This window comes from Geobacillus sp. JS12 (assembly GCF_001592395.1).
Lineage (GTDB): Bacteria > Bacillota > Bacilli > Bacillales > Anoxybacillaceae > Geobacillus > Geobacillus zalihae.
In genome coordinates this window covers 1,815,384-1,839,478 of record NZ_CP014749.1, presented here as the reverse complement: position 1 = coordinate 1,839,478, position 24,095 = coordinate 1,815,384, and the positions used below count along the sequence as shown (strand labels likewise).

The following is a 24,095-nucleotide window of genomic DNA, read 5'->3' as shown; positions in this document are numbered from 1 at the left end:
GCCTTGATCCTTTTTTGAAGGACTAGGACAGAGGGATGAACGAAACCGACGGCGGTTTTATGGCGTCCTTCTTTCTCAAGGCGGGAAAGAAGGACGTTTTGTTTCGGGCGGTTCATCTCCTCTGCAGTCAAAGAGGAGGGAACGAAAATGAAAGCGAAAACCGATTTTTTCCACATGAAGCAGGCGGGTGAGCCGATCGTGATGGTGACCGCCTACGATTTTCCGTCCGCGAAGCTTGCCGAGCAAGCCGGCGTCGATATGATTTTGGTCGGCGATTCGCTCGGCATGGTTGTGCTCGGGTATGATTCAACGATCCCGGTGACGGTCGATGATATGATCCACCATACGAAGGCGGTTCGCCGCGGTGCGCCGAACACGTTTATTGTCACCGATATGCCGTTTATGTCGTACCATGCGTCCAAAGAAGAGGCGCTGCAAAACGCCCGCCGCATCATGCAAGAGTCAGGGGCGAACGCCGTTAAAGTCGAAGGAGCGGATGAAGTCGTCGACATGATTGCCGCGCTGACGAAAGCCGGCGTGCCGGTCGTTGCCCATCTCGGGTTGACGCCGCAATCGGTCGGCGTTCTTGGCGGCTATAAAGTGCAAGGCAAAGATGCCGAAAGTGCGAAAAAGCTGCTCGATGATGCGAAACAATGCGAGCAGGCGGGAGCGATCGCCCTTGTCTTAGAGTGTGTTCCGAAGCAGCTCGGGGCGGCCATGGCCCGGGAACTCACCATTCCCGTCATCGGCATCGGCGCCGGGGCGGAAGTCGACGGCCAAGTGCTCGTGTATCACGATTTGCTTGGCTACGGTGTCGCCCGCGTGCCGAAGTTTGTGAAACAATACGCGTCCATCCAAGAGACGATCGTCGAGGCGTTAGCCAACTACGTCGCTGATGTCAAACTGCGCCAGTTCCCGGAGCCGGTGCACACGTTTACGATGAAGGAAGAAGAATGGGTGGCGCTTTACGGAGGAAAGCAAGGATGATCGTGATGGATCAGATTGCAGCGATGCAGGCGCTCATGCGCCAATATCGCCGTGAAGGAAAGACGATCGGGTTCGTTCCGACGATGGGCTATTTGCATGAAGGGCATACCTCCCTCATCGATCGGGCGCGCGCGGAAAACGACATCGTCGTCCTAAGCGTTTTCGTCAACCCGCTTCAGTTCGGACCGAACGAAGACTTTGCCCGTTATCCGCGCGATTTCGAGCGCGACCGGCGCATCGCCGAACAGCATGGAGTCGACGTCTTGTTCCATCCGGAAGCGGACGAGATGTATCCGGAGCCGCTTACCGTACGAGCGATCGTTCAAGCGCGCGCCGACGTGCTGTGCGGACGGTCGCGCCCCGGCCATTTTGACGGCGTGGCGACGGTGCTCATGAAGCTGTTCAACATTGTGATGCCCGACCGCGCGTACTTTGGGATGAAAGATGCCCAACAGGTGGCGGTCGTCGACGGCTTGATCCGCGATCTCAATTTTCCGATCGAGCTCGTGCCGGTGCCGACGGTCCGCGAGGCGGACGGGCTGGCGAAAAGCTCGCGCAACGTCTATTTGTCGCCGCAAGAACGGAGTGAGGCGCCGGCGCTGTATGCAGCGCTTCAAGCAGCCGCTTCCGCCGTCGAACGAGGGGAGCGGAGCGCAGCGGCCATCCGCCGGATGGTTAGAGAGCATATTGAAGCGCATACGCACGCTGAGATCGATTATGTCGAAGTATGTTCATATCCGGACTTGACGCCGCTTGAGACGCTCGCCGGGACAGTGCTGATCGCTGTCGCCGTCCGATTTGCGAGCGCCCGGTTGATCGACAATATCATGATTGAGTTGCCCAAAACCGGCGAACAAGGGGATGGAAAGGGGGAGCAAGCATGTTTCGCACGCTCATGAACGCCAAAATTCACCGCGCTCGTGTAACAGAGGCCAATCTCGATTACGTCGGCAGCATCACGATCGATGAAGATATTTTGGATGCCGTCGGCATTGTGGCGAATGAAAAAGTACAGGTAGTGAACAATCATAATGGAGCCCGTTTTGAAACATACGTCATCCCCGGTGAGCGCGGCAGCGGCGTCTTTTGCCTAAACGGCGCCGCCGCCCGCCTTGTGCAAAAAGGGGACGTTATTATCGTCATCTCATATGTGCTCGTTCCAGAGGAAAAAATCGCCGCCCATCGACCGAAAATCGCGATTATGGACGAAAACAACCGAATTGTGCAGCTCATCGCCGAAGAGCCGGCGCATACGGTTTTATGAGGGCAAAAAGGGGCTTTCCGCCCCTTTTCGTTTTGAGGTGATCGTTTATGGCACCGCGCTTTGTCATCATTGACTTGGAGACAACCGGAAATGGGCCGAAAAAAGGCGATCGGATCATCCAGCTCGGCATGGCGGTCGTCGAAGATGGCCTGATTGTCGAACGGTTTGCCAGCTTTTTTAACCCGGAACAGCCCATTCCGCTGTTCATTCAGCAGCTGACGAACATCAACGAACAGATGGTCGAAGGAGCGCCGCTGTTTGCTGACAAGGCGGGCGAGATCGCCGCCTTGATGCACGGTGCTTACTTTGTCGCCCATAACGTCGACTTTGATTTGCCGTTTTTGCAGGCCGAGCTTGAACGGGCTGGCTGGCCGCCGTTTGCCGGTCCGACGATCGATACGGTCGAGCTCGCCCGCATCGTGTTGCCGACTGCCGAAAGCTATAAGCTCGGCGATTTGGCGAGGCAGCTCGGCCTTCACCACGATCGTCCTCATCAAGCGGACAGCGATGCGGAAGTGACCGCCAAGCTGTTCATTGCCTTGCTCAAGCGGCTCTCCCGTCTGCCGCTTATGACGCTTGAGCAACTGCGCGGTCTTGCCCGCCACTTGAAAAGCGATATTTACTTGCTCCTTGATGCGGCCATCGCCAAAAAGCGGAACAAGGCGCCGGCCGACCGCGCTGTCGCCGTATACCGCGGCATTGCGTTGAAACAACCGGCGCCGGAGCCAGATGAGAGCGATCGGCGCCCCGCTTTGGCTTCGTTCGCTGCCTTTTGCGAACAGGAGCCGCCCCTTCCGCTTCCCGGCTACAAGCGGCGCGCGGGGCAGTGGGAGATGATGCGGCTCGTTTATGAGGCGCTGTCGACGTCCCAGCACGCGCTCATTGAAGCAGGGACTGGACTTGGCAAATCGCTCGCCTATTTGATTCCCGCTGCTTTTTTTGCCTGTGAGCAGCAAGAGCGGGTCGTCATCAGCACGCATACCCTCCAGCTGCAGGAGCAGCTCATTCGCCGCGATTGGCCGGTATTGCGGCAAATCGCGCCGTTTCCGCTCCGCGTTGCCGTTTTGAAAGGAAAGCAACATTACTTATCCCTTGACAAGTTCGCTTCGTTTTTGTCGGAGCCGTCTGACACGTACGATGCGGCGCTCTTGAAATGTCAGGTGCTCGTTTGGCTGCTTGAGACCGACAGCGGCGACTTGGACGAATTGAATGTGTCATCCGGCGCCCGTCTCCTATTGTCCGCGCTTGCCATCGGCGAAGAGGAAGACGGCGGGCGGCATCATTTTTTCGCCCGGGCGAAAGAGCGCTCCGAACGGGCGGATGTGGTCATTACCAACCATGCGCTTTTGCTTCATGATTTGACCGCCCCGGCGTCGCTTTTGCCGCCGTTTCGCCATCTGATCATCGATGAGGCGCATCGGCTTGAAGATGCCGCCGCCCGGTGTTTTGGCGAGCAGATTGGCTATGTGTCGTTTCGCCTGCTGACCGCCAAAATCGCGCAGACGATCGCGAAATGGCAAGAAGCAGAACAGGACGCACCGAATGGGGCTCTTGTCCGTTGCCAGCAGCGCCTTGAGGAGCTGCAGTTTGAAGGGGACGAGCTGTTCCGCCTGTTGCGCCGCTATGCGTTGGAAAAAAAGCCAGCTCGCGCTGGACGTTGCCGCTATCGCTTTTCGCCGACGGACGAACAGAGCCGGGCGTGGCAGGCGGCGGTGGAGTTATGCTGGCGCCTGCGCGATTTGGCGGCGGCGCTATCCGCTGAAGCGAAGCCGCTTCTATCCGCTGATACGAGTGGCGATTTCCCACCATCCGCCTTGCTGTCGGCTGATTTGGCGGCTCTCAACCGGCAAATGGCTGCGCTTGTGCGTTTGCTGACCGAAAAGGAGCCGGGTGTCGTCCGGTGGATCGAAACGGACGAAAAAGGGGCGGCGAACGCTGTCCGCCTTTACTCGCAGCCGGTTGACCTTGCTGACTTTTTCGCCGATCAACTGTTTATGAAAAAACGGAGCGTCGTTTTGACGTCGGCGACGCTCACTGTCCGCGGCCGGTTCACGTATATGGCGGCGCGTCTCGGTCTTGAGGATTTTTATCCACTTTGCCGCTCGTTTCCGCCGCCGTTTCGTTACGAGGAGCAGGCCGCGCTCTTCGTGCCGGCGGACATGCCGCTCGTTTCTGCCGTGCCGCTTGAAGATTACGCCGAAGCGGTCGCCGCTTCGGTGCTTGCGATCGCCCGACGCCTCGGACGGCGGGTGCTTGTGTTGTTCCCTTCGTATGAACTGTTGAAACTGACGGTTGATGCGTTGAAGACGGAGGAAGAAGGCGAGCCGTTTGTTTTGATCGCTCAAGGGGTGCAAAGCGGCAGTCCGGCAAAGCTCTTGCGGACGTTTTTGCAGTTTGAGCATGCGGTGTTGTTTGGGACGAGCAGCTTTTGGGAAGGGGTCGATCTGCCAGGTTCAGCGCTCGATGTGCTTGTCATCGCCCGCTTGCCGTTTGCGCCCCCGGACGATCCCGTGATGGAGGCAAAAAGCGAGCGCATTCGCCTAGAAGGCGGTGATCCGTTTTCCGAGCTGGCGCTTCCTGAGGCGGTGCTTCGTTTTAAGCAAGGGTTTGGCCGCCTCATTCGCACGGAAGACGACAAAGGAGCCGTATTTGTGCTGGATCGGCGGCTTTTGGCTTCCCCGTACGGCGCGGATTTTCTCGCTTCTTTGCCGCCGCTTTCGGTGCATGAAGGCGCGCTTTCTGAGCTGCTCGACAAGGCGGAAACTTGGCTTTCTTAAAGCGCGCTTTATGTTTCATAAAGATGGACGAAACGGCGCAATCTAAAGGTGTCAGGCGGCAAAAAACCCCGCATGAAGCGGGGGGAAAGAAGCAAATTGGCGTTGACGGTGTAGGCGGGCAAATTTGTTATGAAATGATCGGACAAACCTGCTATAATAGGGAAGAAGCACAACTGCGATGACAGTTTGCGCCTTGCCGTTTGGATTTGTCGGCTTGGCCGCAGAGGTGCGAAGAAGCACGCCTTTGATGTCACCTTCGCTGTATTTGTATTGTTGCCGGAGCCGCCGGCGTGTATAAGTAACAAAATTTGCGCCGCACAGGAGGAAACGACGAAAATGGAAAGCAAAATCGAAGTGCTCGCTACCGTCAAAGTTCAGCACTCCGACGACTTGTACAAAATTGTCGACTGCTTGAACCGAACGCTGAAGCGCGACAATTTGATGTTTGGCCTTGCCTTGGATGAAAACGACAAGCGCCAGGCCATCTTTACGATTTATCGGACGTGATCACGATGAAAAAGTGGGGTTGGTTCACTCTGCTTTTTTTTGGATTCCTCATTTGGCAGGCATGGTCGATTTATGACGAGGCGATGGCGCCCAAACGGCTGATGGTGGAACATGCGTTGGCGCGGGCGAAGGAAGCCGCCGGGCTTGCTGATGTGAAGAAAGTCTATACATATTATGGCGACGAAGCGTGCACCGTATTCATCGGAAGAACAAAACAAGGGAAAGCGGTCGTCGTTTGGGTGCCTGAAAAAAAGGGGAGTGTCGTCGTCAAGGGCGTGGACAGCGGCATCAGCGAGGCGGAAGCGCGCGCCATTTTGCAACGCGACCGCCGACCGCGGCGCATCATCGACGCGACGCTTGGCATGGAAAAAGGCGTGCCTCTTTGGGAGTTGACATATATTGATGCGGAAGGAAGGTATTCGTTTTATTACCTTCACTTTGCGGATGGGGCCTTCCTGAAGAGGTACAGTTTTCAACAGTGAGGACGTGAGGGGGAAGAAGCGATGAAACTGGCAAAACGGGTGGCGTCGCTGACGCCATCGGCGACATTGGCCATTACGGCGAAAGCAAAGGAACTGAAAGCGGCCGGATATGACGTGATCGGCCTTGGGGCCGGCGAACCGGATTTCAACACGCCCCAGCACATTATCGCGGCGGCCATCAAGGCGATGAATGAAGGGCATACGAAATATACGCCATCAGGCGGGCTGCCGGCGCTGAAAGAGGAAATCATCAAAAAGTTTGCCCGCGATCAAGGGCTTTCGTACGAGCCGGCGGAAATCATCGTCTGTGTCGGGGCGAAGCATGCGCTTTATACGCTCTTTCAAGTGCTGCTTGATGAAGGCGATGAGGTCATCATTCCGACGCCGTATTGGGTGAGCTACCCGGAACAAGTGAAGCTGGCAGGCGGCGTTCCGGTTTACGTTGAAGGGCTGGAAGAAAACGACTTTAAAATGACGCCGGATCAGCTGAAACAGGCGATTACCCCGAAGACGAAGGCGGTGATTATCAACTCCCCGAGCAATCCGACCGGCATGATTTATACGGCCGAGGAGCTGAAAGCGCTCGGGGAAGTATGCTTGGCGCATGGCGTGTTGATCGTTTCGGACGAAATTTATGAAAAATTGATTTACGGCGGGGCGAAACATGTGTCGATCGCCGAACTGTCGCCGGAGCTGAAGGAGCAGACGATCATCATCAACGGCGTATCGAAATCGCACTCGATGACAGGGTGGCGCATCGGCTACGCGGCTGGACCGAAAGACATCATTCAAGCGATGACCGATTTAGCAAGCCATAGCACATCGAATCCGACATCGATCGCTCAATATGCGGCCATTGCCGCCTACAGCGGGCCGCAGGAGCCGGTCGAACAAATGCGCCAAGCGTTTGAAAAGCGGCTTGACATCATTTATGACAAGCTTGTGCAAATTCCAGGCTTCACCTGCATCAAACCGCAAGGAGCGTTTTATTTGTTCCCGAACGCCCGAAAGGCGGCGGATATGGCCGGATGCCGCACGGTCGACGAGTTCGTCGCCGTCTTGTTGGAGGAAGCGAAAGTCGCGCTTGTGCCTGGTTCTGGGTTTGGGGCGCCAGATTACGTCCGCTTGTCGTACGCGACCTCGCTTGAGGCGCTCGAGACAGCGATCGAACGCATCCGCCGGTTTATGGAGGCGCGGGCCTAAGGCGCTTTGCGCCAAGGTGTCAGAGTGGAAAGAAAAGGGCGGCTTTGTTTGGCGCAAAGCCGCTTTTTCCGCGTCGGTCTGTCGGCTGGCTCCGGGCGGCTGCGCCGAAGGGCGATTGGTGGGGACAGCATCGTTTTGCGCTGCTTTGGCTGGTCGTTGCCGTGACGCCGACGGAACGGTATAATAGCGAATGATGGACGTGTCGATTATTGGAGGGAATCAGTGCGTGAAAACGACGACGATTGCGGAAGTGAATCAATATGTAGGACAACAAGTGACGATCGGCGCTTGGCTCGCGAACAAGCGCTCAAGCGGGAAAATCGTCTTTTTGCAGCTGCGCGACGGCACTGGCTTTATTCAAGGCGTCGTCGAAAAGGCGAACGTCTCGGAAGAGGTGTTTCAACGCGCAAAAACATTGACGCAAGAAACGTCGCTCTATGTGACGGGCACGGTGCGCATCGACGAGCGCTCCCCATTTGGCTACGAGCTGTCGGTTGCCGATTTGCAAGTCATTCAAGAAGCAGTTGACTATCCGATTACGCCGAAAGAGCATGGCGTCGAATTTTTGATGGACCATCGCCACCTTTGGCTTCGGTCGCGGCGCCAGCACGCGATCATGAAAATTCGCAACGAAATTATCCGGGCGACGTATGAGTTTTTCAACGACCGCGGGTTTGTGAAAGTCGACGCCCCGATTTTGACTGGCAGCGCACCGGAAGGAACGACCGAACTGTTTCATACGAAATATTTTGATGAGGATGCCTATTTGTCGCAAAGCGGCCAGCTCTACATGGAAGCGGCGGCGATGGCGCTCGGCAAAGTGTTCTCATTCGGCCCGACGTTCCGCGCCGAAAAATCGAAAACACGCCGCCATTTGATCGAGTTTTGGATGGTGGAGCCGGAAATGGCGTTTTATGAGTTTGAAGACAATTTGCGTCTGCAAGAAGAGTACGTCTCCTACCTTGTGCAGTCGGTGCTCGAGCGTTGCCGGCTTGAACTCGGGCGGCTCGGGCGCGACGTGTCGAAGCTTGAGCTGGTCAAACCGCCGTTTCCGCGCCTAACGTATGATGAGGCGATCAAGCTGCTTCATGAAAAAGGATTGACCGACATCGAGTGGGGCGATGACTTCGGTGCGCCGCATGAGACGGCCATCGCCGAAAGTTTTGACAAACCGGTGTTCATCACCCACTATCCGACCTCTTTGAAGCCGTTTTATATGCAGCCGGACCCGAACCGCCCCGACGTTGTGCTATGCGCCGATTTGATTGCGCCGGAAGGATACGGGGAAATCATTGGCGGCTCGGAACGGATTCACGATTATGAGCTGCTCAAGCGCCGCCTTGAAGAGCACCATTTGCCGCTTGAAGCGTATGAATGGTATTTGGATTTGCGCAAATACGGTTCTGTGCCGCATTCAGGGTTCGGGCTCGGCTTGGAGCGCACTGTCGCTTGGATTTGCGGCGTCGAACATGTGCGCGAGACGATTCCGTTCCCGCGGCTGCTCAACCGGCTTTATCCGTAAAAAACCCCTGCAAAAAGGGGGTTTTTTCGCCGCCGTCATGTTATACTATAGTTGAGGTGCATCGGCATGGAAAAGAAAAAGGTGGCCGAATGGCTGGCGCAAGGAAGCATCGCCGTCCCGAAGCTGTTGCTTGGCCACTACAAGCAGCTTGGGTTGGGCGAGGGGGAGCTCGTCTTGCTTTTGCATATGCAGTCGTTTTTCGAAGAAGGCGTCTTGTTTCCGACGCCGGCCGAGCTGGCCGAAAGAATGACGGTCTCGGCAGCGGAATGCATGGAGATGGTGCGTCGGCTCTTGCAAAAAGGGATGATCGCGATTGAAGAGCATACGGATGAACAAGGCATTCGCAACGAAAAATATACGCTTGAACCGCTTTGGGAGAAGCTCGTGCATCATTTGTACACCCAGGCGGCTCAACAGGGGGAACTCGGCCGGCAGGAGGAAGAGGAGAGCTTATACACCGTTTTTGAGCAGGAGTTTGGCCGCCCACTCTCCCGTTCGAGTGTGAAACGCTTGCGATGTGGATCGATCAAGACGGCCATGAGCCGGCCATCATTAAAGCGGCGCTGCGCGAAGCGGTGCTGTCGGGGAAGTTGAATTTCCGCTACATCGATCGCATCTTGTTTGAATGGAAAAAGAACGGCATTCGCACGATTGAACAGGCGCACGACTACGGCAAAAAGTTTCGCAAGCCGTCCTCCCGTTCGGCGAAACAGACGGCGGGAGAATTTAAACAGACGATCCCGTTTTTCAATTGGCTCGACTCGTAACGAGAGGCGCTGTCTCTCGTTTTTGTTTGTCCAAAAATGGCCAATCGAACCGGTAAAAGGCGTCGTTTTGTTCGGGCCAATATGGCAATAAGGAGGAGACGAGGTGCTGACAAAGCAACAAATCCGCTACTGTTTGGATGAGATGGCAAAAATGTTTCCGGATGCGCATTGCGAGCTGGTGCACCGCAATCCGTTTGAGCTGCTGATTGCGGTTGTTTTGTCGGCGCAATGCACCGATGCGCTTGTCAACAAGGTGACGAAACGGCTGTTTGAAAAATATCGGACGCCGCACGATTATATTGCGGTGCCGCTTGAGGAGCTCGAGCAAGATATCCGCTCAATCGGCTTATATCGGAACAAAGCGCGAAACATTCAAAAGCTGTGCGCGATGTTGATTGACAAGTACAACGGCGAAGTGCCGCGCGACCGCGATGAGTTGATGAAGCTGCCGGGCGTCGGGCGGAAGACGGCGAACGTCGTTGTGTCCGTTGCGTTCGGCGTGCCGGCCATCGCGGTTGATACACACGTCGAGCGCGTCAGCAAACGGCTCGGCTTTTGCCGCTGGGACGACTCGGTTTTGGAAGTCGAGAAGACGCTGATGAAAATCATCCCAAAAGAAGAATGGTCGATCACCCACCACCGAATGATTTTTTTCGGCCGCTACCATTGCAAGGCACAGTCTCCGCAATGTCCGTCATGTCCTCTTCTTCATTTATGCCGTGAAGGAAAAAAACGGATGCGAAAACGGGAGGAAAAAGCGGCAAATCAGAAGTGAACGGAGCCGTGAAAGGGCTTGGTGAAGAAGGGCCAGCAGCATGCCGGTCGGTCATGAAAAAACGGATGGCGCAAAAGCCATCCGTTTTTTGGGAATGCAACGGTTATGGACGGGTGCCAAGACCCGCTCCGGATCCGTTTTTTAACGGCGGGGAGACAGGCGGCGTTCCGCTGTTTGCACCCGTTCCACCGTTCGTTCCGTTCGTTTGGCTGCTGTTGTTCGTTCCTTGGTTGTTCGTTCCGTTCGTTTGGCCGCTGCTGTTCGTTCCTTGGTTGTTTGTTCCATCCGTTTGGCCATTGTTTTGGTTGGCCCCGCCGCTGTTGCCATTTTCTTGTCCGCCGCTTGCGCCGCCGTTTTGTTCATTGTTGTTTCCCTGACCGTTTTCGTTTCCGTTATTCCCGCTGTTGCCTTGATCGGTGCCGCCGTTTTGCCCGCCGCTGCCTTGGCTGTCATCCCCCGGTTGTTGTGGCGCGGGAGTTTGATCTTCTCCGCCGGGGACATGAACGCTGGCTATGGCCGGTTTGCTCATTCGTTCGCCGTCTTTTGCGTACACGGCGATTGTGTACGTCCATCCTGGCGTCGGATTGGAAATCGTGATCGAACGGTCTTTTGTGGTGATCGTATTCGTTTGACCTTGGCCATCTTTGACGCGCACCTCGAAGATCGTCTCATCGGTTTGCTCATCGTATGACCACGAAACCGAGATGGCGTTCGCCGCTTGGTCGTACACAGCGGTCAACCCTTTCACCGCCGGCAGTTCTTCCGGCACGTCGTTCGCCGTCTCCGTCGGCTCAGTGCCGCGCACGAACAATTCATACGTAATTTCGCTTTCCGGCGTGTATTTGCCGGCGAGCTTCGGCGGGTTTGTGCCTTTTTTGATCGGCAGCTTGACGACGCTGTCCGGCTGTTTGAATTCCCCACTGCCGTCATCGATGTGGGACATGATGTCTCTGAGCAAATATTTCGGGATTTTCTGCTCATATTTATCAAGCTTTGCCGTGCTGCTTCGCTTGCTGAAGCCGACCCAAATGGCCGCCGTATAGTTTGGCGTATAGCCGACAATCCAGCTGTCCGGCACATCGTCCCGGTCAAGGCCGAATTTTGCTCCATCTTTCCCATAGTTCGTCGTCCCTGTTTTGCCTGCGAGCTCAAGTCCTGGAACATTGGCCAATTGACCTGTTCCGGAGCGGATGACAGACTTCAGCACGTCCGTGATCATGTAGGCGGTATAGTCGTGCATCACTCGTTTTGGTTTGGGTTGCAAATCCATTTCCGTGCCGTCCGGGAAGACGATTTTTGTCACGGCATATGGCTTCGTATAGACGCCGTTATTACCAAAAGCAGTGTACGCTCCAGCCATTTGCAGCACCGATACGTAGCGGGATACTCCGCCGATAGCGTAAGGCTCATATACTTCATCAAAGCCCATGCCGAGTCGGTTAGCGAACTCCCTCGCCCGCTCTTTGCCGACGGCTTGATAGGTTTTGAGCGCCGGAATGTTGTATGACCACGTGAGAGCTTTGCGCAATGTCACCGGCCCAGCGTATTTTCCGCCGGCGTTGCGGATCGGCGTGCCGTCCGAATACGTATACGGCTCGTCAACAAGAATGTGCGCTGTTGACCATTTTAAATATTCAATCGCCGGGCCATAGTCCAAAATCGGCTTGATCGTCGAACCGGGCTGGCCGACCGGTTGGATTGCGTAGTTGAAGCCGAATTCGATATTGTCGCGATGGCGACCGCCGCCTAACGCGCGAATGGCGCCTGTTTTGGTGTCGACGACGGCGATGCCGGATTGCAAATCCTTCTTATTGGTAAAGTATTTGTCAGAGTTTAATAGCTTTTCTACGTATGTTTGAACGTTTTGATCGAGCGTTGTATAAATTTTCAGCCCATCTTCAAAGACGTTGACGTTCGCTTTGTCGGTCACTTCTTTGATTACTTCGTCAATGAAGGCGTCATATGGTACATCATTTTGCGATTTTTTCCGTTTTGTCAGCATCGATTGAATCGGGACTTGTTTCGCTTTTTCCGCTTCTTCCTGGCTGATAAAGCCATGTTTCACCATAAGCGACAATACCGTATCGCGCCGTTTTTTTGCCGCCTCTGGATGGTCATACGGATTATACCGGTTTGGACTTTGCGGCATGCCGGCAAGCAAGGCTGCTTCCGGAAGAGTGAGCTTTTTCAAGTCCGTCTTGCCAAAATAATATTCGGCGGCGCGAGCGACGCCATAAATGCCGTCTGAATAATAAATTTTGTTCAAGTACATTTCCAAAATTTCATGCTTCGAATATTTTTGTTCCAGCTGCAGTGCCAGCCAAGCTTCTTGCGCTTTCCGTTCCAGCGTTTTTTTGGATGAGAGAAACGTCATTTTGACGACTTGCTGGGTGATCGTGCTGCCGCCTTCTGCACCAAATCCTTCCTTGATGTTGGCGAGGACGGCGCCGGCCAAGCGGACGATGTCGATCCCGTGGTGTTCATAAAAGCGGGCGTCCTCTGTTGCCAAGACGGCATCTTCAAGCACTTTCGGCACGTCTTTATACGAAATGTACGTTCGCTTGTAGCCGCCAAGCTCCGCTACTTGTTTTCCATTCATATCGTACAAGACGGAAGAAAGCGGATCTTTAATTTTGGCCTCATCCAGCGGAGGAGCGTCCTTAACGAAATAGGCGAAAGTGGCAATACCCCCGATGGCGCCAAGGACCATCATCAGCAATATCGCAATGGCGATGGTTTTTAACCACGATCTTCCTCGTTTCGTTTTCGCTTTCTTCTGTTTCGTTTGTTTCGCTGCCTGCTTTCGTTCTACGCGAGAACGATATTCACCAGACATAAGCAAATCCTGCCTTTCTTACAAGTTTTCACTTCAACGGGTGAAGTACACGTTGTCTACTACACTAATATAATCAATTCTCGGCTGGTAGCCAAGCGGAATGGAATGTCCATGCCGTTCGATCTCTTGTTTCGGAATCGACTTTCGTCCGCCGGCTTCCTGTTTGTTCCACCAAGCGATCAAATGAGAGGCGTCAAGCAAATACGTTTCATTGAGCAAAGAAAAACGCAAAATCGCAAAACAAATGCCGCCGTGGGCGACGACTTGCTCCATATGGCGGATTTGATGAGCGTGGAAATTTTTCAGCGGAAACGCCGTTTTGTTTTTTGTCTCTTTCGCCTCAAAGTCAATGTACTTGCCGCGGTACACACCGTTGTAGTCGGTCGTCGACGCTTGCCGGAAGTAGGCTTCGGTAATGACGGCGGCGCTTCGTTTCGGATAGTCGACGCGCACGATTTGCACCGGGGTCGGCTTTTTATGGATGACCGCGATGCCGCGTTCCCGGTAATATTCATTCGTCGCGTTTAAGTCGTCTTCGAGCGTCATGCCGCGATTGGCATAATCGGCCGCCGGCCGGCGCGCGGCGTTCGGCTTGTTTCCGCGATACTCTTTTCCGCTCGGGTATTTGAGTGCCATCGCGTTCATCTCCTTTGAATGGTTTTTATTATACCATACGCTCCGGTCATATGCGCTCTTTTTCTTTTCCTCCTTTCGACTGAAGGCAAGCGAAGGAGGTCAATGTCGAATGGCGGCTGCTTGCCACTTTCTTTGCCGAATTCGTTCTACTTTTGTCGCCGCAGCAGGAGTCGTCCTTCCCGCCGCGAATGGAATATCATCATGCGAGAAATGGGGAGAGGGAATGGAAAAACGGCTCGTGAAAAAAGAGGAGATCGAAAAGCAGCTGCAGGAAATTGTTGCACTCATCGAGCAGGTCGATGCGAAAATGGAAAAAGTGATCGCCGATGTCATCGAAGAGCGTTATGCGCAAAATCAAGCGCAGCTCGGGCGCCTTGAAGGGCAGATCGCCGGCGTGGAACAGCGGCTTGAGAAGGAGAAGCAGAGCGCTGCACTTCCGCTTTCGTCGAAATTGTATTTCGTGTAAGCCGGCCGATATGGTATCATCAAACAGAAGCGCATCGCGGCAAAACGCATCCGTTCTCCGGGCCGTAGGGCACATGGGCAAACCGGATTTGCCGGCATGGATAAGGAGGAGGCGCCATGGAAAAAGAGCTTAAGGCGTTGACGAAGCGGCTGCAACAATACAACGAACAGTTGCTTTTGATCGCCCGGCGCGCCCGCGAGCGGAACGAGGAGCCGGATTTTTTTGGCGACGTGAAACCGATGGCCGAAGAGGTGCAGGCCGTTGCCGAACGGTGGAAGGACGCCGCTTCCCGCTGGGTCCGCCATGCGCGGCCGAAATATGTCCATGAGCGGCAAATTGAGGCCGCCGCCGACCATATGGCGAAGCTGTGCGTTGAGGCATTTTATCCATCCGTTCCTGAGCGCCGCATCAAGCAATACAGCCAGGCCGTCGCTTATACGCTGGCGCTTGTCAAGGAACGGCTTGACGACACGAGCGAAGCAGGCAAGGAGAGGTTTTGACGGGGCAGGAGAAAGCGGCCGCACGGAAAAAGGGGCTGACCCAAAACGCGAGTGCGTTTTGGATTACCCCCCTTTTTTGTTTTATGTGTCTTTGCCTGTTGTGATCGAGACAGGGCCGCCTTCTGCAGTAGCGACGGTGTTGATCTCGTATTCGACCCGCTCCGTATGCTTGGGCGGCGCTGGTTTTCCATGTTTCGGCTTTTCATGGTCATGGCCTTTCAATTTATGGTTAAAGTGGACGCCTCGACCCATCGCCAATCCCCCCTTGTACGACAATTCCTCTTGCCTCTTTAGGGTGGGAAGAAACATCGTTTTTTATGCGTCTTGAGGAACAGGGGCAAAAAAAAAGAAGGGAAAAGCTCCCTCATCGTCCTACAGCCCAGCGTATTCCCCTGCTTCATCCGGCTGAGAGGCGCCGGCTTTTTCGAGCTCACGCACGAGATCGCGGTACTCGGCGAGCGAAATTTCCCCGCGCAAATACAGACGGCGGGCAAAATCAAGCAGTTCGTTCGCCTCAGCCGGTTCGCAATGTTTGACCGCCATAAACTTATGCTTTAACTCCGTCACGTTCATTGATGCTTTTCCCCCTTCCCCTTTTTTACATCGTACCATGAAAATAGGAAGAAAGAATGATTTCGGAAAATTAAAACTTCCGACAAGAGGTGACATGTCCGCACACGTCGTCAGGCGTTTGCACATATACTAGTGGCAGCTCGCCTCCTTAGCCTAGGGGGAATCGATTATCAAACATGGGGAGAGGAGACATGCACCGTTATCCGCGCCCAGTTTCGCCGCCGGTTTATGGACCATACGGCTCAGGCGGCCATTATAGTCCTTATTTTCACTATGGGGTTTCATCCTTCCCATCGGCGCCGGTTCACTGGCCTCATCTTCCGTCCGGCCATGCCGCGCCTCCCTCGTATCCGATGCCGTATCCAAAGCCAGGACCGCTTTTGCCGCCGCCGCGCCCGTCGTTTCTCGCCCAGTTTAAAAACAGCGACGGAACGTACGATATCAACAAAATGATGAGTACCGTGGGGCAAATGATCAATACGGTCAATCAAGTGAATGGCGTGTTGAAAGGGTTGCTCGGTACGTTTAAAAAATGAAACCGCGTCATGGCGCGACGGTCGAGCGCGCTTGAAAAAGGGAAACCGCTCCGCCGTTTGCACGGGGAGCGGTTGTCACGTTGTCAAATGAGCAACTCATACACTTCATTGAGCTGATACACGCGCTCATAATCGCGCTCATCCATCGCATAGCGGATTTCATGGGGCAAAATGCGGTCCAAAAAGGCGCTTTCTTCTTGCGTTAAGTCGCGGACAAATGCAGGGAACGGCTTGTTTCACGCCCAAGCGCGGCGCTGGCCGTTGCCAAAATGGTTTTTGAACGCACACACAGGCTGGATCGTCTTCAATCGATATCGATATATTTCCGTTTTTGCGGCAGCTGGATGGTGAGCGTCCCATTTTGAAACGAGGCTTTCACCTCATGCTCAGCGACCGGATACGGAAACGGAATCAGCCGCGCCACGCGCCGCCGTGCGTGGCGGCGTTCGTATACATGGCCGTGATGATCTGCCGATTCAATGGTTTCATTGTGATCGACGATCAGCTGCAGCCCATCTTCCTGCCATTGCAAGCTGATTTGTTCCCTTTTGATGTCAGGCAGCCGGACAATGATTTGGTAATCGTGCTTCGTCTCTTTCACCTCGATCGGAATGTACGCGGCAGCAAACGTTTGTGCGAAATAGTCATCGAGCGTTTCAAACAGTTTTTGCAGCGGCCGTTCATCAAACCATTGATTCATCATTTTCCGCAAATGATGGAACGGGTGATGGCCTCCCCCATTGGCTGGTGGTTGAAACGATTCATTCATTGCGCTTCCCTCCCTTTTTTCAAAACAGCGAAATGACTCTGTCGGGACGCTGCCGATTGGCAAGGCGATTCACTGTCAATGTATGTACGGAGCGAAAAAAAAGCTACTCCGTACTTTTTTAGGGAGTTTTCATCTTGTTTTAACCCAGATGGAATATAATGACACCACCATCCATGAGATGCACATCAATAACGCTGTCGGTTGCCCGGCGGCGGGAGGAGGGATGGCGCGATGCATTGGGTTCATTGGTTGGTGACATTGTTTTTTTCTGGAACAGCCGTGTCGCTTCTTTCCTATCAAGCGTTGGAAATCGTTCAAGCCATTGTCGATTGGATCGTTGACCGCCACTCGTAAACAGCTGCCTGCGCCGCTTTTGGCCGATTCATTTTTGAGGGCGTCTCGAACAGGCGCCCCATTCCTTTTTTGACTGCTGGCTGTCCGTTGGCGGTGGACGATTTGTTGTGTATAGTGAAAGATGTATAAAATGAAAGCAAACTGCCGCAATGGAGGAGGAGCAGCTGATGAACGGACGTATTTTATTGATTGAAGATGAAGCCGGGCTCGCCCGGTTTTTGGAGCTTGACTTAAAGCACGAAGGCTTTGACGTGCATGTATGCGCCGATGGACGCGAAGGGCTCGAGCTCGCTCTTTCGGAGCAGTGGGATCTCATTTTGCTTGATGTGATGCTGCCGAGTCTCAATGGCATGGAAGTATGCCGCCGCATCCGGGCGGCGAAATCGACGCCGATCATGATGATCACAGCGCGCGACAGCGTGTTTGACCGCGTCATGGGACTCGATAACGGGGCCGATGACTACATCGTCAAACCGTTTGCCATTGAAGAGCTGCTCGCCCGCATCCGCGCCTTGTTCCGCCGCGTTCATCCGGAAGCGAACGCCCAAGTGTTGACGTTTAAAGATTTAGTCGTTGACGTGCAGGCGCGCACCGTGAAAAAAGGAGACGAATTTATTGAGCTGACGAAGCGGGAATACGACTTGCTCGTCGCCTTTATGCAAAACATCAATGTCGTCTTGACGCGTGATGTGCTCCTTGACAAAGTGTGGGGATTCGACGCCGAAGTCGAGACGAACGTCGTTGACGTCTATGTCCGCTACTTGCGGCAAAAGCTTGACGAACACGATAAAGAGCGGTATATCCAAACGGTGCGCGGCACGGGATATGTGATGCGGCCATGAAGAGGGAGGCGATTCGCCGGCTTTCGCTGAAAGGGAAGCTGACCGTTTTGTCTGCCGGGGCGATTTTCATTACGTATTTTGTGTTTACGTTTTTGCAATATCATGTGGTGAAACAATGGCTGCTGAAGGAAGAAGAAAAAACGATGGAACAAACGGTGGCGGAAATTGAAACCTATTACGCGGAAAAACGTAATCTATCGTGGGAGGAAATTCGCCGCAGCCGCGCGTTTTTGGAAAGGTTGAATGAACGATACCAACTCATTCGCGTCACGGATGAGAAAGGAAACGTCATCGTCTCCGTTTCAAATGGGGCAGCGGTGTCGCTATCGCCGAGCGAGATGCCCGACAAGCGGAAAATGGATGAGCATTTCATCAACAATGAACGGTTTTTGCTGCTCCGTCAGCCGCTTCATATCGGCAACTTGCATGGAACGATCGAAATCGCCCGCCGGCTGGCGAGGTTCCAGCAAGTGACCAACACGCTCTTTCTCATCATGACGGCGATTGGCTTTTTGGCCATGGCCGCAAGCGCTGTCGCCGGCCGGTTCGTGGCGCAAAGCTTCGTCCGGCCGTTGCAAACGCTGGCCAAAACGATGGCCGACATCAAAAACAACGGGCTGAAACGGCGCATTGATGTGCCTCCGGCGCGCGATGAAATTGCGGAACTGATGGTGATGTTCAACGGCATGATGGATGAAATTGAGCGGTCGTTCGCCATGCAGAGGCAATTTGTCGAGGATGCGTCCCATGAACTGCGCACGCCGCTCGCCATTTTGCAAGGCCATCTTTCGTTGCTGCAGCGATGGGGAAAGCACAATCCAGAGATTTTAGAAGAATCGCTCGAGGCGGCGGTGAAAGAAGCGGAGCGGCTGAAGCGGCTCGTTCTCGAGCTTCTGGACTTGTCGCGCGCCGAGGCGATCACGGTGCCGGATGAGGTCGCGCCGATGGATGCCGCGGCGGCTGTCGGACAAGTCGTCAAAAATTTCCGCGTCTTGCACCCGGACTTCCAATTTCTGATTGACCAGCCGGATAAGCCGATTGCGCGCGCGGCGATGGCGAAGCATCATTTTGAACAATTGCTGTTCATTTTGCTTGACAATGCGGTAAAATATTCTCAGCGAGTGAAACAAATCGCGATTTCCTTGCGCGAGGAAGGGCCGTTTGTCATCGTGTCCATCCGTGATTATGGCATTGGCATCCCAAAAGAGGAGCTGAAAAACGTCTTTTTGCGCTTTTACCGCGTCGACAAGGCGCGCAGCCGCGAACAAGGCGGCGCCGGGCTCGGCCTTTCGATTGCCAAGGAGATCATCGATAAGTACGGCGGGCAAATTGCGTTGGAAAGCGAAGTTGGGAAAGGAACGACGGTGGAGCTCGCCATTCCGAAAGCGGAATAGGAGAGGAGCGTGAGGCAATGGGACATCCCCATGAGGAAGAGGCGGCAAGCAAAAAAGGGATTCATCACCTCGTTGAAAAATTCCGCAAGCGCGGGGTGAAAATCGCGACATGCAAACCGCGGACGATGATGTCACTGTCATGCTTAGATGAGATCGACAAAATGAGAGGATGAATCGAAGAAAAGAAAATGGAAGCGAAACAGCGCATCATTCCGGCCATTAAAACGATGAAGCAATTTGACGCCTTTTTGTCAAGCGGTTACACGGTCGGCGTGTTGCTTGAGGTGCATATTGCCCAGTTAAAAAGCATCTTTGCCTATGCGCGCCGGCATGGCAAGGAGTTGATCATTCACGTCGACTTGGTGCAAGGGCTGAGTCATGATGAACATGCGGCGGAATACCTTTGCCAAGAGTTCCGCCCTCATGGCCTCATTTCCACGAAAGCGGGCGTCATTATGAAGGCGCGTCAAAAACGCGTCTTGGCCGTGCAACGCATCTTTTTGCTCGATTCCCACGCTTTAGAGAAAAGCTACCAGCTGATCGCCAAAACGAATCCGGATTGCATTGAAGTCATCCCGGGCGCCATGCCGCACATCATCCGCGAAGTGAAAGAACGGACCGGAAAACCGATTTACGCCGGCGGCCTCATTCGCACCCCGGCCGATGTCGAGCGGGCCTTGGAAGCCGGCGCGGCAGCAGTGACGACGTCAAACGAAACGCTTTGGCGCCACTACAATGGATAATGCGTTGAGCTGGTCAAATCAGCCGCCGTCTGCTACAATAAAGGTAACAAGTTAATCATCAGTCAGGAGACAAGGAGAGACCACGCATGCATGGTAGGCGTCATGCTTATCGTGTTTGCAATGGTCTCTTTTTGTCTTTTTCAAAAGGAGGAATCATGCATGACGTTCTCAAGCAAACATCGGAGCGATGTTCTTCAAGCGATGAGCGAAAAACAATATGATCTTCTGATCATCGGCGGGGGGATCACCGGCTCTGGCATCGCCCTTGATGCCATCTCGCGCGGCATGACGGTCGCGCTTGTCGAGATGCAAGATTTCGCCGCCGGCACGTCAAGCCGGTCGACGAAGCTCGTTCACGGAGGCTTGCGCTACTTGAAGCAGTTCGAGGTGAAGCTTGTCGCGGAAGTCGGGCGCGAACGGGCGATTGTGTATGAAAACGGCCCGCACGTCACCACACCGGAGTGGATGCTGCTGCCCATTTACCGCGGCGGGACGTTCGGCAAATGGAGCACGTCGATCGGCCTTTGGCTGTATGACCGGCTGGCTGGCGTCAAGCAAAGCGAGCGGCGCACGATGCTTAATGCCCGGAAGACGTTGGAAAAAGAGCCGCTCTTAAAGCGCAACGGCCTGATCGGCGGCGGCTATTACGTCGAGTATCGGACCGACGATGCCCGCTTGACGATCGAAGTGATCAAAAAAGCGGTCGAGCTTGGCGCCGATGCCGTCAACTACGTCAAAGCCGAACAGTTTTTATACGACGAGCGCGGCCGCGCGATCGGCGCCCGCTGCCGCGACATGCTCGGCGGCCTCTTGTATGACATCCGCGCCAAAAAAGTCGTCAATGCCGCCGGACCGTGGGTGGATGCGCTGCGCGACAAAGACGGATCGAAAACCGGCAAGCGACTTCGGCTGACAAAAGGCGTCCATATCGTCATCGATCAAAAGCGTTTTCCGCTCAAGCAGGCGGTCTATTTTGACACCCCGGACGGCCGGATGGTGTTTGCCATTCCGCGGGATGGGAAAACGTATGTCGGCACGACCGATACATTTTATGACGATGACCCCGCTCATCCGGCCATGACCGAAGAAGACCGTGATTACTTATTGCAAGCGATTCACTACATGTTCCCGTCTGTCGGCGTCACTGCCGACGATGTCGAGTCGAGCTGGGCCGGCGTCCGTCCGCTCATTTATGAAGAAGGGAAAAACCCGTCGGAAATTTCCCGCAAAGACGAGATTTGGACATCGCCGTCCGGCCTCATCACGATCGCCGGCGGCAAGCTGACCGGCTACCGAAAAATGGCGGAAACAGTCGTTGACCTCGTCGCCAAGCAGCTGGAGAAAGAAGAAGGAAAAGCGTTTGGACCGTGTCGAACGACACAATTGCCGATCTCCGGCGGCGATGTCGGCGGCTCGCACCGACTGCCGGCCTTCATCGCCGAAAAAGCGAAAGAAGCGGTGCGCTATGGGCTGACAGAAGAACAAGGGGCGCGGCTGGCAAAACAGTACGGCACAAATGTCGACCGCCTCTTTGCCTTAAGCAGCGAGTACGATCGCTCGTCCGGCTTAACGCGCGAAACGTTCATCCGCCTCGTCTACGCCATCGAGGAAGAAATGGCGGCCAAACCGGTCGACTACTTCATCCGCCGCACCGGCGCGCTGTTGTTTGACATTGATTCGGTCCGGCGGGAAAAAGAAGCGGTCATCGCGTTTATGGCGCGGTATTTCGGGTGGACGGGGGAAGAGCGGGACATGTATCAGAAGGAACTCGACAAGGAACTGCGGCGTGCGGTGTTGGGGGACGAGCGGAGTAAATGATCTGTTGAAAAAATGAGCGCCTGAATCGAGGCGCTTTTTTTGATGGATTTTTTCGTAAAAATTAAGTAAAATTTAAACAAAAACAAAGCGGGGGAAGAGAATGTCAGTTGCATACAATCCGCAAACGAAGCAGTTTCATTTGCGAGCGGGAAAGGCGAGCTACGTGATGCAGCTTTTCCGCTCCGGCTATTTGGCGCATGTCTATTGGGGAAAAGCGGTGCGCGCTGTTCGGGGCACGGAGGCGTTTCCGCGGCTGGATCGCGCGTTTTCCCCCAATCCCGACCCGTCTGACCGCACGTTTTCGCTCGATACGCTGCCGCAAGAATATCCAGCCTATGGGAATACCGATTTCCGGGCTCCAGCGTATCAAGTGCAGCTTGAGAACGGCTCGACCGTGACCGATTTGCGCTACAAAACGCACCGCATTTACAAAGGGAAGCCTAGACTGAACGGGCTGCCGGCGACATACGTGGAGCATGAACAGGAAGCGGAGACGCTCGAAATTGTCCTTGGAGATGCGCTGATCGGTCTAGAGGTCACGTTGCAGTATACGGCGTATGAAAAATGGAACGTCATCACGCGCGCAGCCCGTTTCGAAAACAAGGGGCGTGAGCGTCTAAAGCTGTTGCGTGCGTTAAGCATGAGCGTCGATTTTTCGTCTGCCGATTATGACTGGATCCATCTTCCCGGGGCGTGGGGGCGCGAGCGCTGGATCGAGCGCCGCCCGCTTGTGACCGGCGTGCAAGCGGCCGAAAGCCGCCGCGGCGCGAGCAGCCACCAACAAAACCCGTTTATTGCGCTCGCTGCCAAAAACGCCGATGAGCACCAAGGCGAAGTGTACGGGTTCAGCTTGGTGTACAGCGGCAATTTCCTCGCCCAAGTCGAGGTGGACCAGTTCCGCACTGCCCGCGTCTCGATGGGCATCAATCCGTTTGATTTTACGTGGCTATTGGAATCGGGCGAATCGTTCCAAACGCCGGAAGTCGTTATGGTCTACTCCGACCAAGGGTTGAACGGAATGTCGCAAACGTACCACGAACTGTACCGCACCCGCCTGGCGCGCGGTGCGTTCCGCGACCGCGAACGTCCGATTTTAATCAACAATTGGGAAGCGACGTACTTTGATTTTAACGAAGAAAAAATCGTCAACATCGCGAGAACAGCAGCGGAGCTTGGCATCGAACTGGTTGTGCTGGACGACGGTTGGTTTGGCGAACGCGACGACGACCGCCGTTCCCTCGGTGATTGGGTGGTCAATCGGCGCAAACTCCCCAACGGTCTGGACGGGTTGGCGAAACAAGTGAACGAACTCGGGCTGCAGTTCGGCTTATGGGTTGAACCGGAAATGGTGTCGCCAAACAGCGAGCTGTACCGGAAACATCCCGACTGGTGCCTCCATGTGCCGAACCGCCCGCGCTCTGAAGGAAGAAATCAGCTTGTGCTCGATTATTCCCGCCAAGACGTGTGCGACTATATGATTGAAACGATCTCGAACGTGCTTGCGAGCGCCCCCATCACTTATGTGAAATGGGACATGAACCGCCATATGACGGAAATTGGCTCCTCCGCCCTGCCGCCCGAGCGCCAGCGCGAAACGGCGCACCGCTATATGCTTGGGCTCTATCGCGTGATGGATGAGATCACCTCGCGTTTTCCGGACATTTTGTTTGAAAGCTGCTCAGGAGGCGGGGGACGGTTTGACCCGGGGATGCTGTATTATATGCCGCAAACGTGGACGAGCGACAACACTGACGCTGTCTCGCGCCTGAAAATCCAGTACGGTACAAGCCTCGTTTACCCAGTGAGCGCCATGGGCGCCCACGTCTCGGCCGTGCCGAACCATCAAGTCGGGCGGGTGGCGTCCCTCAAGACGCGCGGTCATGTCGCGATGTCAGGCAACTTCGGCTATGAGCTCGATATCACGAAATTGACGGAAACAGAAAAACAAATCATTAAGGAACAAGTCGCGTTTTACAAAGATGTGCGCCGCCTCGTCCAGTTCGGCACGTTTTATCGGCTGCTCAGCCCGTTTGAAGGCAACGAGGCGGCGTGGATGTTCGTCTCGGAAGATCAGTCGGAAGCGCTCGTCGCCTACTTCCGTGTTCTGGCGGAAGCGAACGCGCCGCTGTCATACTTGCTGCTCAAAGGGCTTGACCCGAATCAAGACTATGAAATCGAAGGCCTTGGCGTCTACGGCGGCGACGAGCTGATGTATGCCGGAGTGGCGGTGCCGCACCGCTTGGGCGATTTTATCAGCATGATGTGGCGATTGAAAGCTGTTCGATGATAGGGGAATGATGCGGCCTGAGCGGATGCATCAGGGCGAAACAAACGAATCGAACCC

At 54.7% G+C, this 24,095-nt stretch carries 25 protein-coding genes and 2 pseudogenes; 21 read left to right on the top strand and 6 right to left on the bottom strand.

Going from position 1 to position 24,095, the window contains the following annotated elements:
- Positions 1-147 precede the first annotated feature (147 nt).
- The 11 genes and pseudogenes from panB to nth all read left to right on the top strand — a co-directional run bounded on the left by panB (position 148) and on the right by nth (position 10,284).
- Entirely contained in the window at positions 148-987 is an 840-nt protein-coding gene (gene panB / locus A0V43_RS08865) for a 3-methyl-2-oxobutanoate hydroxymethyltransferase (RefSeq protein WP_063192933.1), read from the top strand.
- A complete protein-coding gene (gene panC / locus A0V43_RS08860; protein ID WP_011231663.1) occupies positions 984-1,886 on the top strand; it encodes a pantoate--beta-alanine ligase in 903 nt (300 codons plus the stop codon). The genes panB and panC overlap by 4 nt, the downstream gene beginning before the upstream one ends.
- The gene (gene panD, locus A0V43_RS08855) at positions 1,868-2,251 is read left to right on the top strand and encodes an aspartate 1-decarboxylase (RefSeq protein WP_011231662.1); all 384 of its coding nucleotides are present in this window, start codon (positions 1,868-1,870) and stop codon (positions 2,249-2,251) included. Before panC ends, panD begins: the two co-directional genes overlap by 19 nt.
- A gap of 47 nt (positions 2,252-2,298) precedes the next feature.
- Positions 2,299-5,028 (top strand): ATP-dependent DNA helicase DinG, encoded by a 2,730-nt coding sequence (gene dinG / locus A0V43_RS08850; protein WP_063192932.1) that lies wholly within the window; start codon positions 2,299-2,301, stop codon positions 5,026-5,028.
- 336 nt (positions 5,029-5,364) lie between these two features.
- Positions 5,365-5,535 (top strand): YpmA family protein, encoded by a 171-nt coding sequence (locus A0V43_RS19015; protein ID WP_011231659.1) that lies wholly within the window; start codon positions 5,365-5,367, stop codon positions 5,533-5,535.
- Positions 5,536-5,540: 5 nt separating this feature from the next.
- Entirely contained in the window at positions 5,541-6,017 is a 477-nt protein-coding gene (locus A0V43_RS08840) for a cell wall elongation regulator TseB-like domain-containing protein (protein ID WP_015375254.1), read from the top strand.
- A gap of 21 nt (positions 6,018-6,038) precedes the next feature.
- Complete coding sequence (locus A0V43_RS08835; protein WP_013144923.1) at positions 6,039-7,220, top strand: pyridoxal phosphate-dependent aminotransferase; 1,182 nt, start codon at positions 6,039-6,041, stop codon at positions 7,218-7,220.
- Positions 7,221-7,244: 24 nt separating this feature from the next.
- Positions 7,245-7,385, top strand: coding sequence for a hypothetical protein (locus A0V43_RS19790; RefSeq protein WP_164834616.1), 141 nt, complete (start codon positions 7,245-7,247; stop codon positions 7,383-7,385).
- Between the two features lie 61 nt (positions 7,386-7,446).
- On the top strand, positions 7,447-8,742 hold the full coding sequence (asnS, locus tag A0V43_RS08830; RefSeq protein WP_011231656.1) for an asparagine--tRNA ligase: 1,296 nt from the start codon (positions 7,447-7,449) through the stop codon (positions 8,740-8,742).
- A gap of 66 nt (positions 8,743-8,808) precedes the next feature.
- Positions 8,809-9,509 (top strand): annotated as a pseudogene (locus A0V43_RS08825) (DnaD domain protein).
- Positions 9,510-9,612: 103 nt separating this feature from the next.
- On the top strand, positions 9,613-10,284 hold the full coding sequence (gene nth / locus A0V43_RS08820; RefSeq protein WP_011231654.1) for an endonuclease III: 672 nt from the start codon (positions 9,613-9,615) through the stop codon (positions 10,282-10,284).
- A 103-nt stretch (positions 10,285-10,387) separates the two neighbouring features.
- Here the strand turns inward: nth and A0V43_RS08815 are convergent, their stop codons facing one another.
- Entirely contained in the window at positions 10,388-13,120 is a 2,733-nt protein-coding gene (locus A0V43_RS08815; protein ID WP_063192931.1) for a penicillin-binding protein 1A, read from the bottom strand.
- 33 nt (positions 13,121-13,153) lie between these two features.
- Positions 13,154-13,756 (bottom strand): Holliday junction resolvase RecU, encoded by a 603-nt coding sequence (recU, locus tag A0V43_RS08810; protein WP_011231652.1) that lies wholly within the window; start codon positions 13,754-13,756, stop codon positions 13,154-13,156.
- 223 nt (positions 13,757-13,979) lie between these two features.
- Here recU and A0V43_RS08805 point away from each other — a divergent pair, with 223 nt between their 5' ends.
- Together A0V43_RS08805 and A0V43_RS08800 are read left to right on the top strand one after the other, a co-directional pair.
- Entirely contained in the window at positions 13,980-14,222 is a 243-nt protein-coding gene (locus A0V43_RS08805; protein WP_013144928.1) for a hypothetical protein, read from the top strand.
- Positions 14,223-14,338: 116 nt separating this feature from the next.
- Positions 14,339-14,722: a YppE family protein gene (locus A0V43_RS08800; protein ID WP_063192930.1), complete on the top strand. Its 384-nt coding sequence runs from the start codon at positions 14,339-14,341 to the stop codon at positions 14,720-14,722.
- A gap of 81 nt (positions 14,723-14,803) precedes the next feature.
- Here A0V43_RS08800 and A0V43_RS19785 read toward each other — a convergent pair whose 3' ends face one another.
- Both A0V43_RS19785 and A0V43_RS08795 read right to left on the bottom strand, forming a co-directional pair.
- Positions 14,804-14,974, bottom strand: a complete 171-nt coding sequence (locus A0V43_RS19785) for a hypothetical protein (protein WP_013144930.1) — start codon at positions 14,972-14,974, stop codon at positions 14,804-14,806.
- A 120-nt stretch (positions 14,975-15,094) separates the two neighbouring features.
- Positions 15,095-15,295, bottom strand: a complete 201-nt coding sequence (locus A0V43_RS08795) for a YppF family protein (RefSeq protein ID WP_011231648.1) — start codon at positions 15,293-15,295, stop codon at positions 15,095-15,097.
- Between the two features lie 191 nt (positions 15,296-15,486).
- Between A0V43_RS08795 and A0V43_RS08790 the strand changes: the two genes are divergently transcribed.
- Positions 15,487-15,831 (top strand): YppG family protein, encoded by a 345-nt coding sequence (locus tag A0V43_RS08790; RefSeq protein WP_013144931.1) that lies wholly within the window; start codon positions 15,487-15,489, stop codon positions 15,829-15,831.
- An 83-nt stretch (positions 15,832-15,914) separates the two neighbouring features.
- Here the strand turns inward: A0V43_RS08790 and A0V43_RS19010 are convergent.
- Together A0V43_RS19010 and A0V43_RS08780 are read right to left on the bottom strand one after the other, a co-directional pair.
- A pseudogene (locus A0V43_RS19010) lies at positions 15,915-16,049 on the bottom strand (sporulation protein); the annotation flags it as partial.
- Between the two features lie 86 nt (positions 16,050-16,135).
- The gene (locus A0V43_RS08780) at positions 16,136-16,600 is read right to left on the bottom strand and encodes an Hsp20/alpha crystallin family protein (RefSeq protein ID WP_011231644.1); all 465 of its coding nucleotides are present in this window, start codon (positions 16,598-16,600) and stop codon (positions 16,136-16,138) included.
- Positions 16,601-16,831: 231 nt separating this feature from the next.
- Between A0V43_RS08780 and A0V43_RS20790 the strand changes: the two genes are divergently transcribed.
- The 7 genes from A0V43_RS20790 to A0V43_RS08755 all read left to right on the top strand — a co-directional run bounded on the left by A0V43_RS20790 (position 16,832) and on the right by A0V43_RS08755 (position 24,038).
- Positions 16,832-16,954, top strand: a complete 123-nt coding sequence (locus A0V43_RS20790) for a hypothetical protein (protein ID WP_013524106.1) — start codon at positions 16,832-16,834, stop codon at positions 16,952-16,954.
- Between the two features lie 167 nt (positions 16,955-17,121).
- A complete protein-coding gene (locus A0V43_RS08775) occupies positions 17,122-17,796 on the top strand; it encodes a response regulator transcription factor (RefSeq protein ID WP_063193843.1) in 675 nt (224 codons plus the stop codon).
- A complete protein-coding gene (locus A0V43_RS08770) occupies positions 17,793-19,190 on the top strand; it encodes a HAMP domain-containing sensor histidine kinase (protein WP_063192929.1) in 1,398 nt (465 codons plus the stop codon). Before A0V43_RS08775 ends, A0V43_RS08770 begins: the two co-directional genes overlap by 4 nt.
- A gap of 17 nt (positions 19,191-19,207) precedes the next feature.
- A complete protein-coding gene (locus A0V43_RS19780) occupies positions 19,208-19,363 on the top strand; it encodes a hypothetical protein (RefSeq protein WP_162924034.1) in 156 nt (51 codons plus the stop codon).
- A gap of 15 nt (positions 19,364-19,378) precedes the next feature.
- Complete coding sequence (locus tag A0V43_RS08765) at positions 19,379-19,933, top strand: glycerol-3-phosphate responsive antiterminator (protein ID WP_063192928.1); 555 nt, start codon at positions 19,379-19,381, stop codon at positions 19,931-19,933.
- 159 nt (positions 19,934-20,092) lie between these two features.
- On the top strand, positions 20,093-21,751 hold the full coding sequence (locus tag A0V43_RS08760; RefSeq protein WP_063193842.1) for a glycerol-3-phosphate dehydrogenase/oxidase: 1,659 nt from the start codon (positions 20,093-20,095) through the stop codon (positions 21,749-21,751).
- Between the two features lie 100 nt (positions 21,752-21,851).
- Complete coding sequence (locus A0V43_RS08755; protein ID WP_063192927.1) at positions 21,852-24,038, top strand: alpha-galactosidase; 2,187 nt, start codon at positions 21,852-21,854, stop codon at positions 24,036-24,038.
- Positions 24,039-24,095 lie beyond the last annotated feature (57 nt).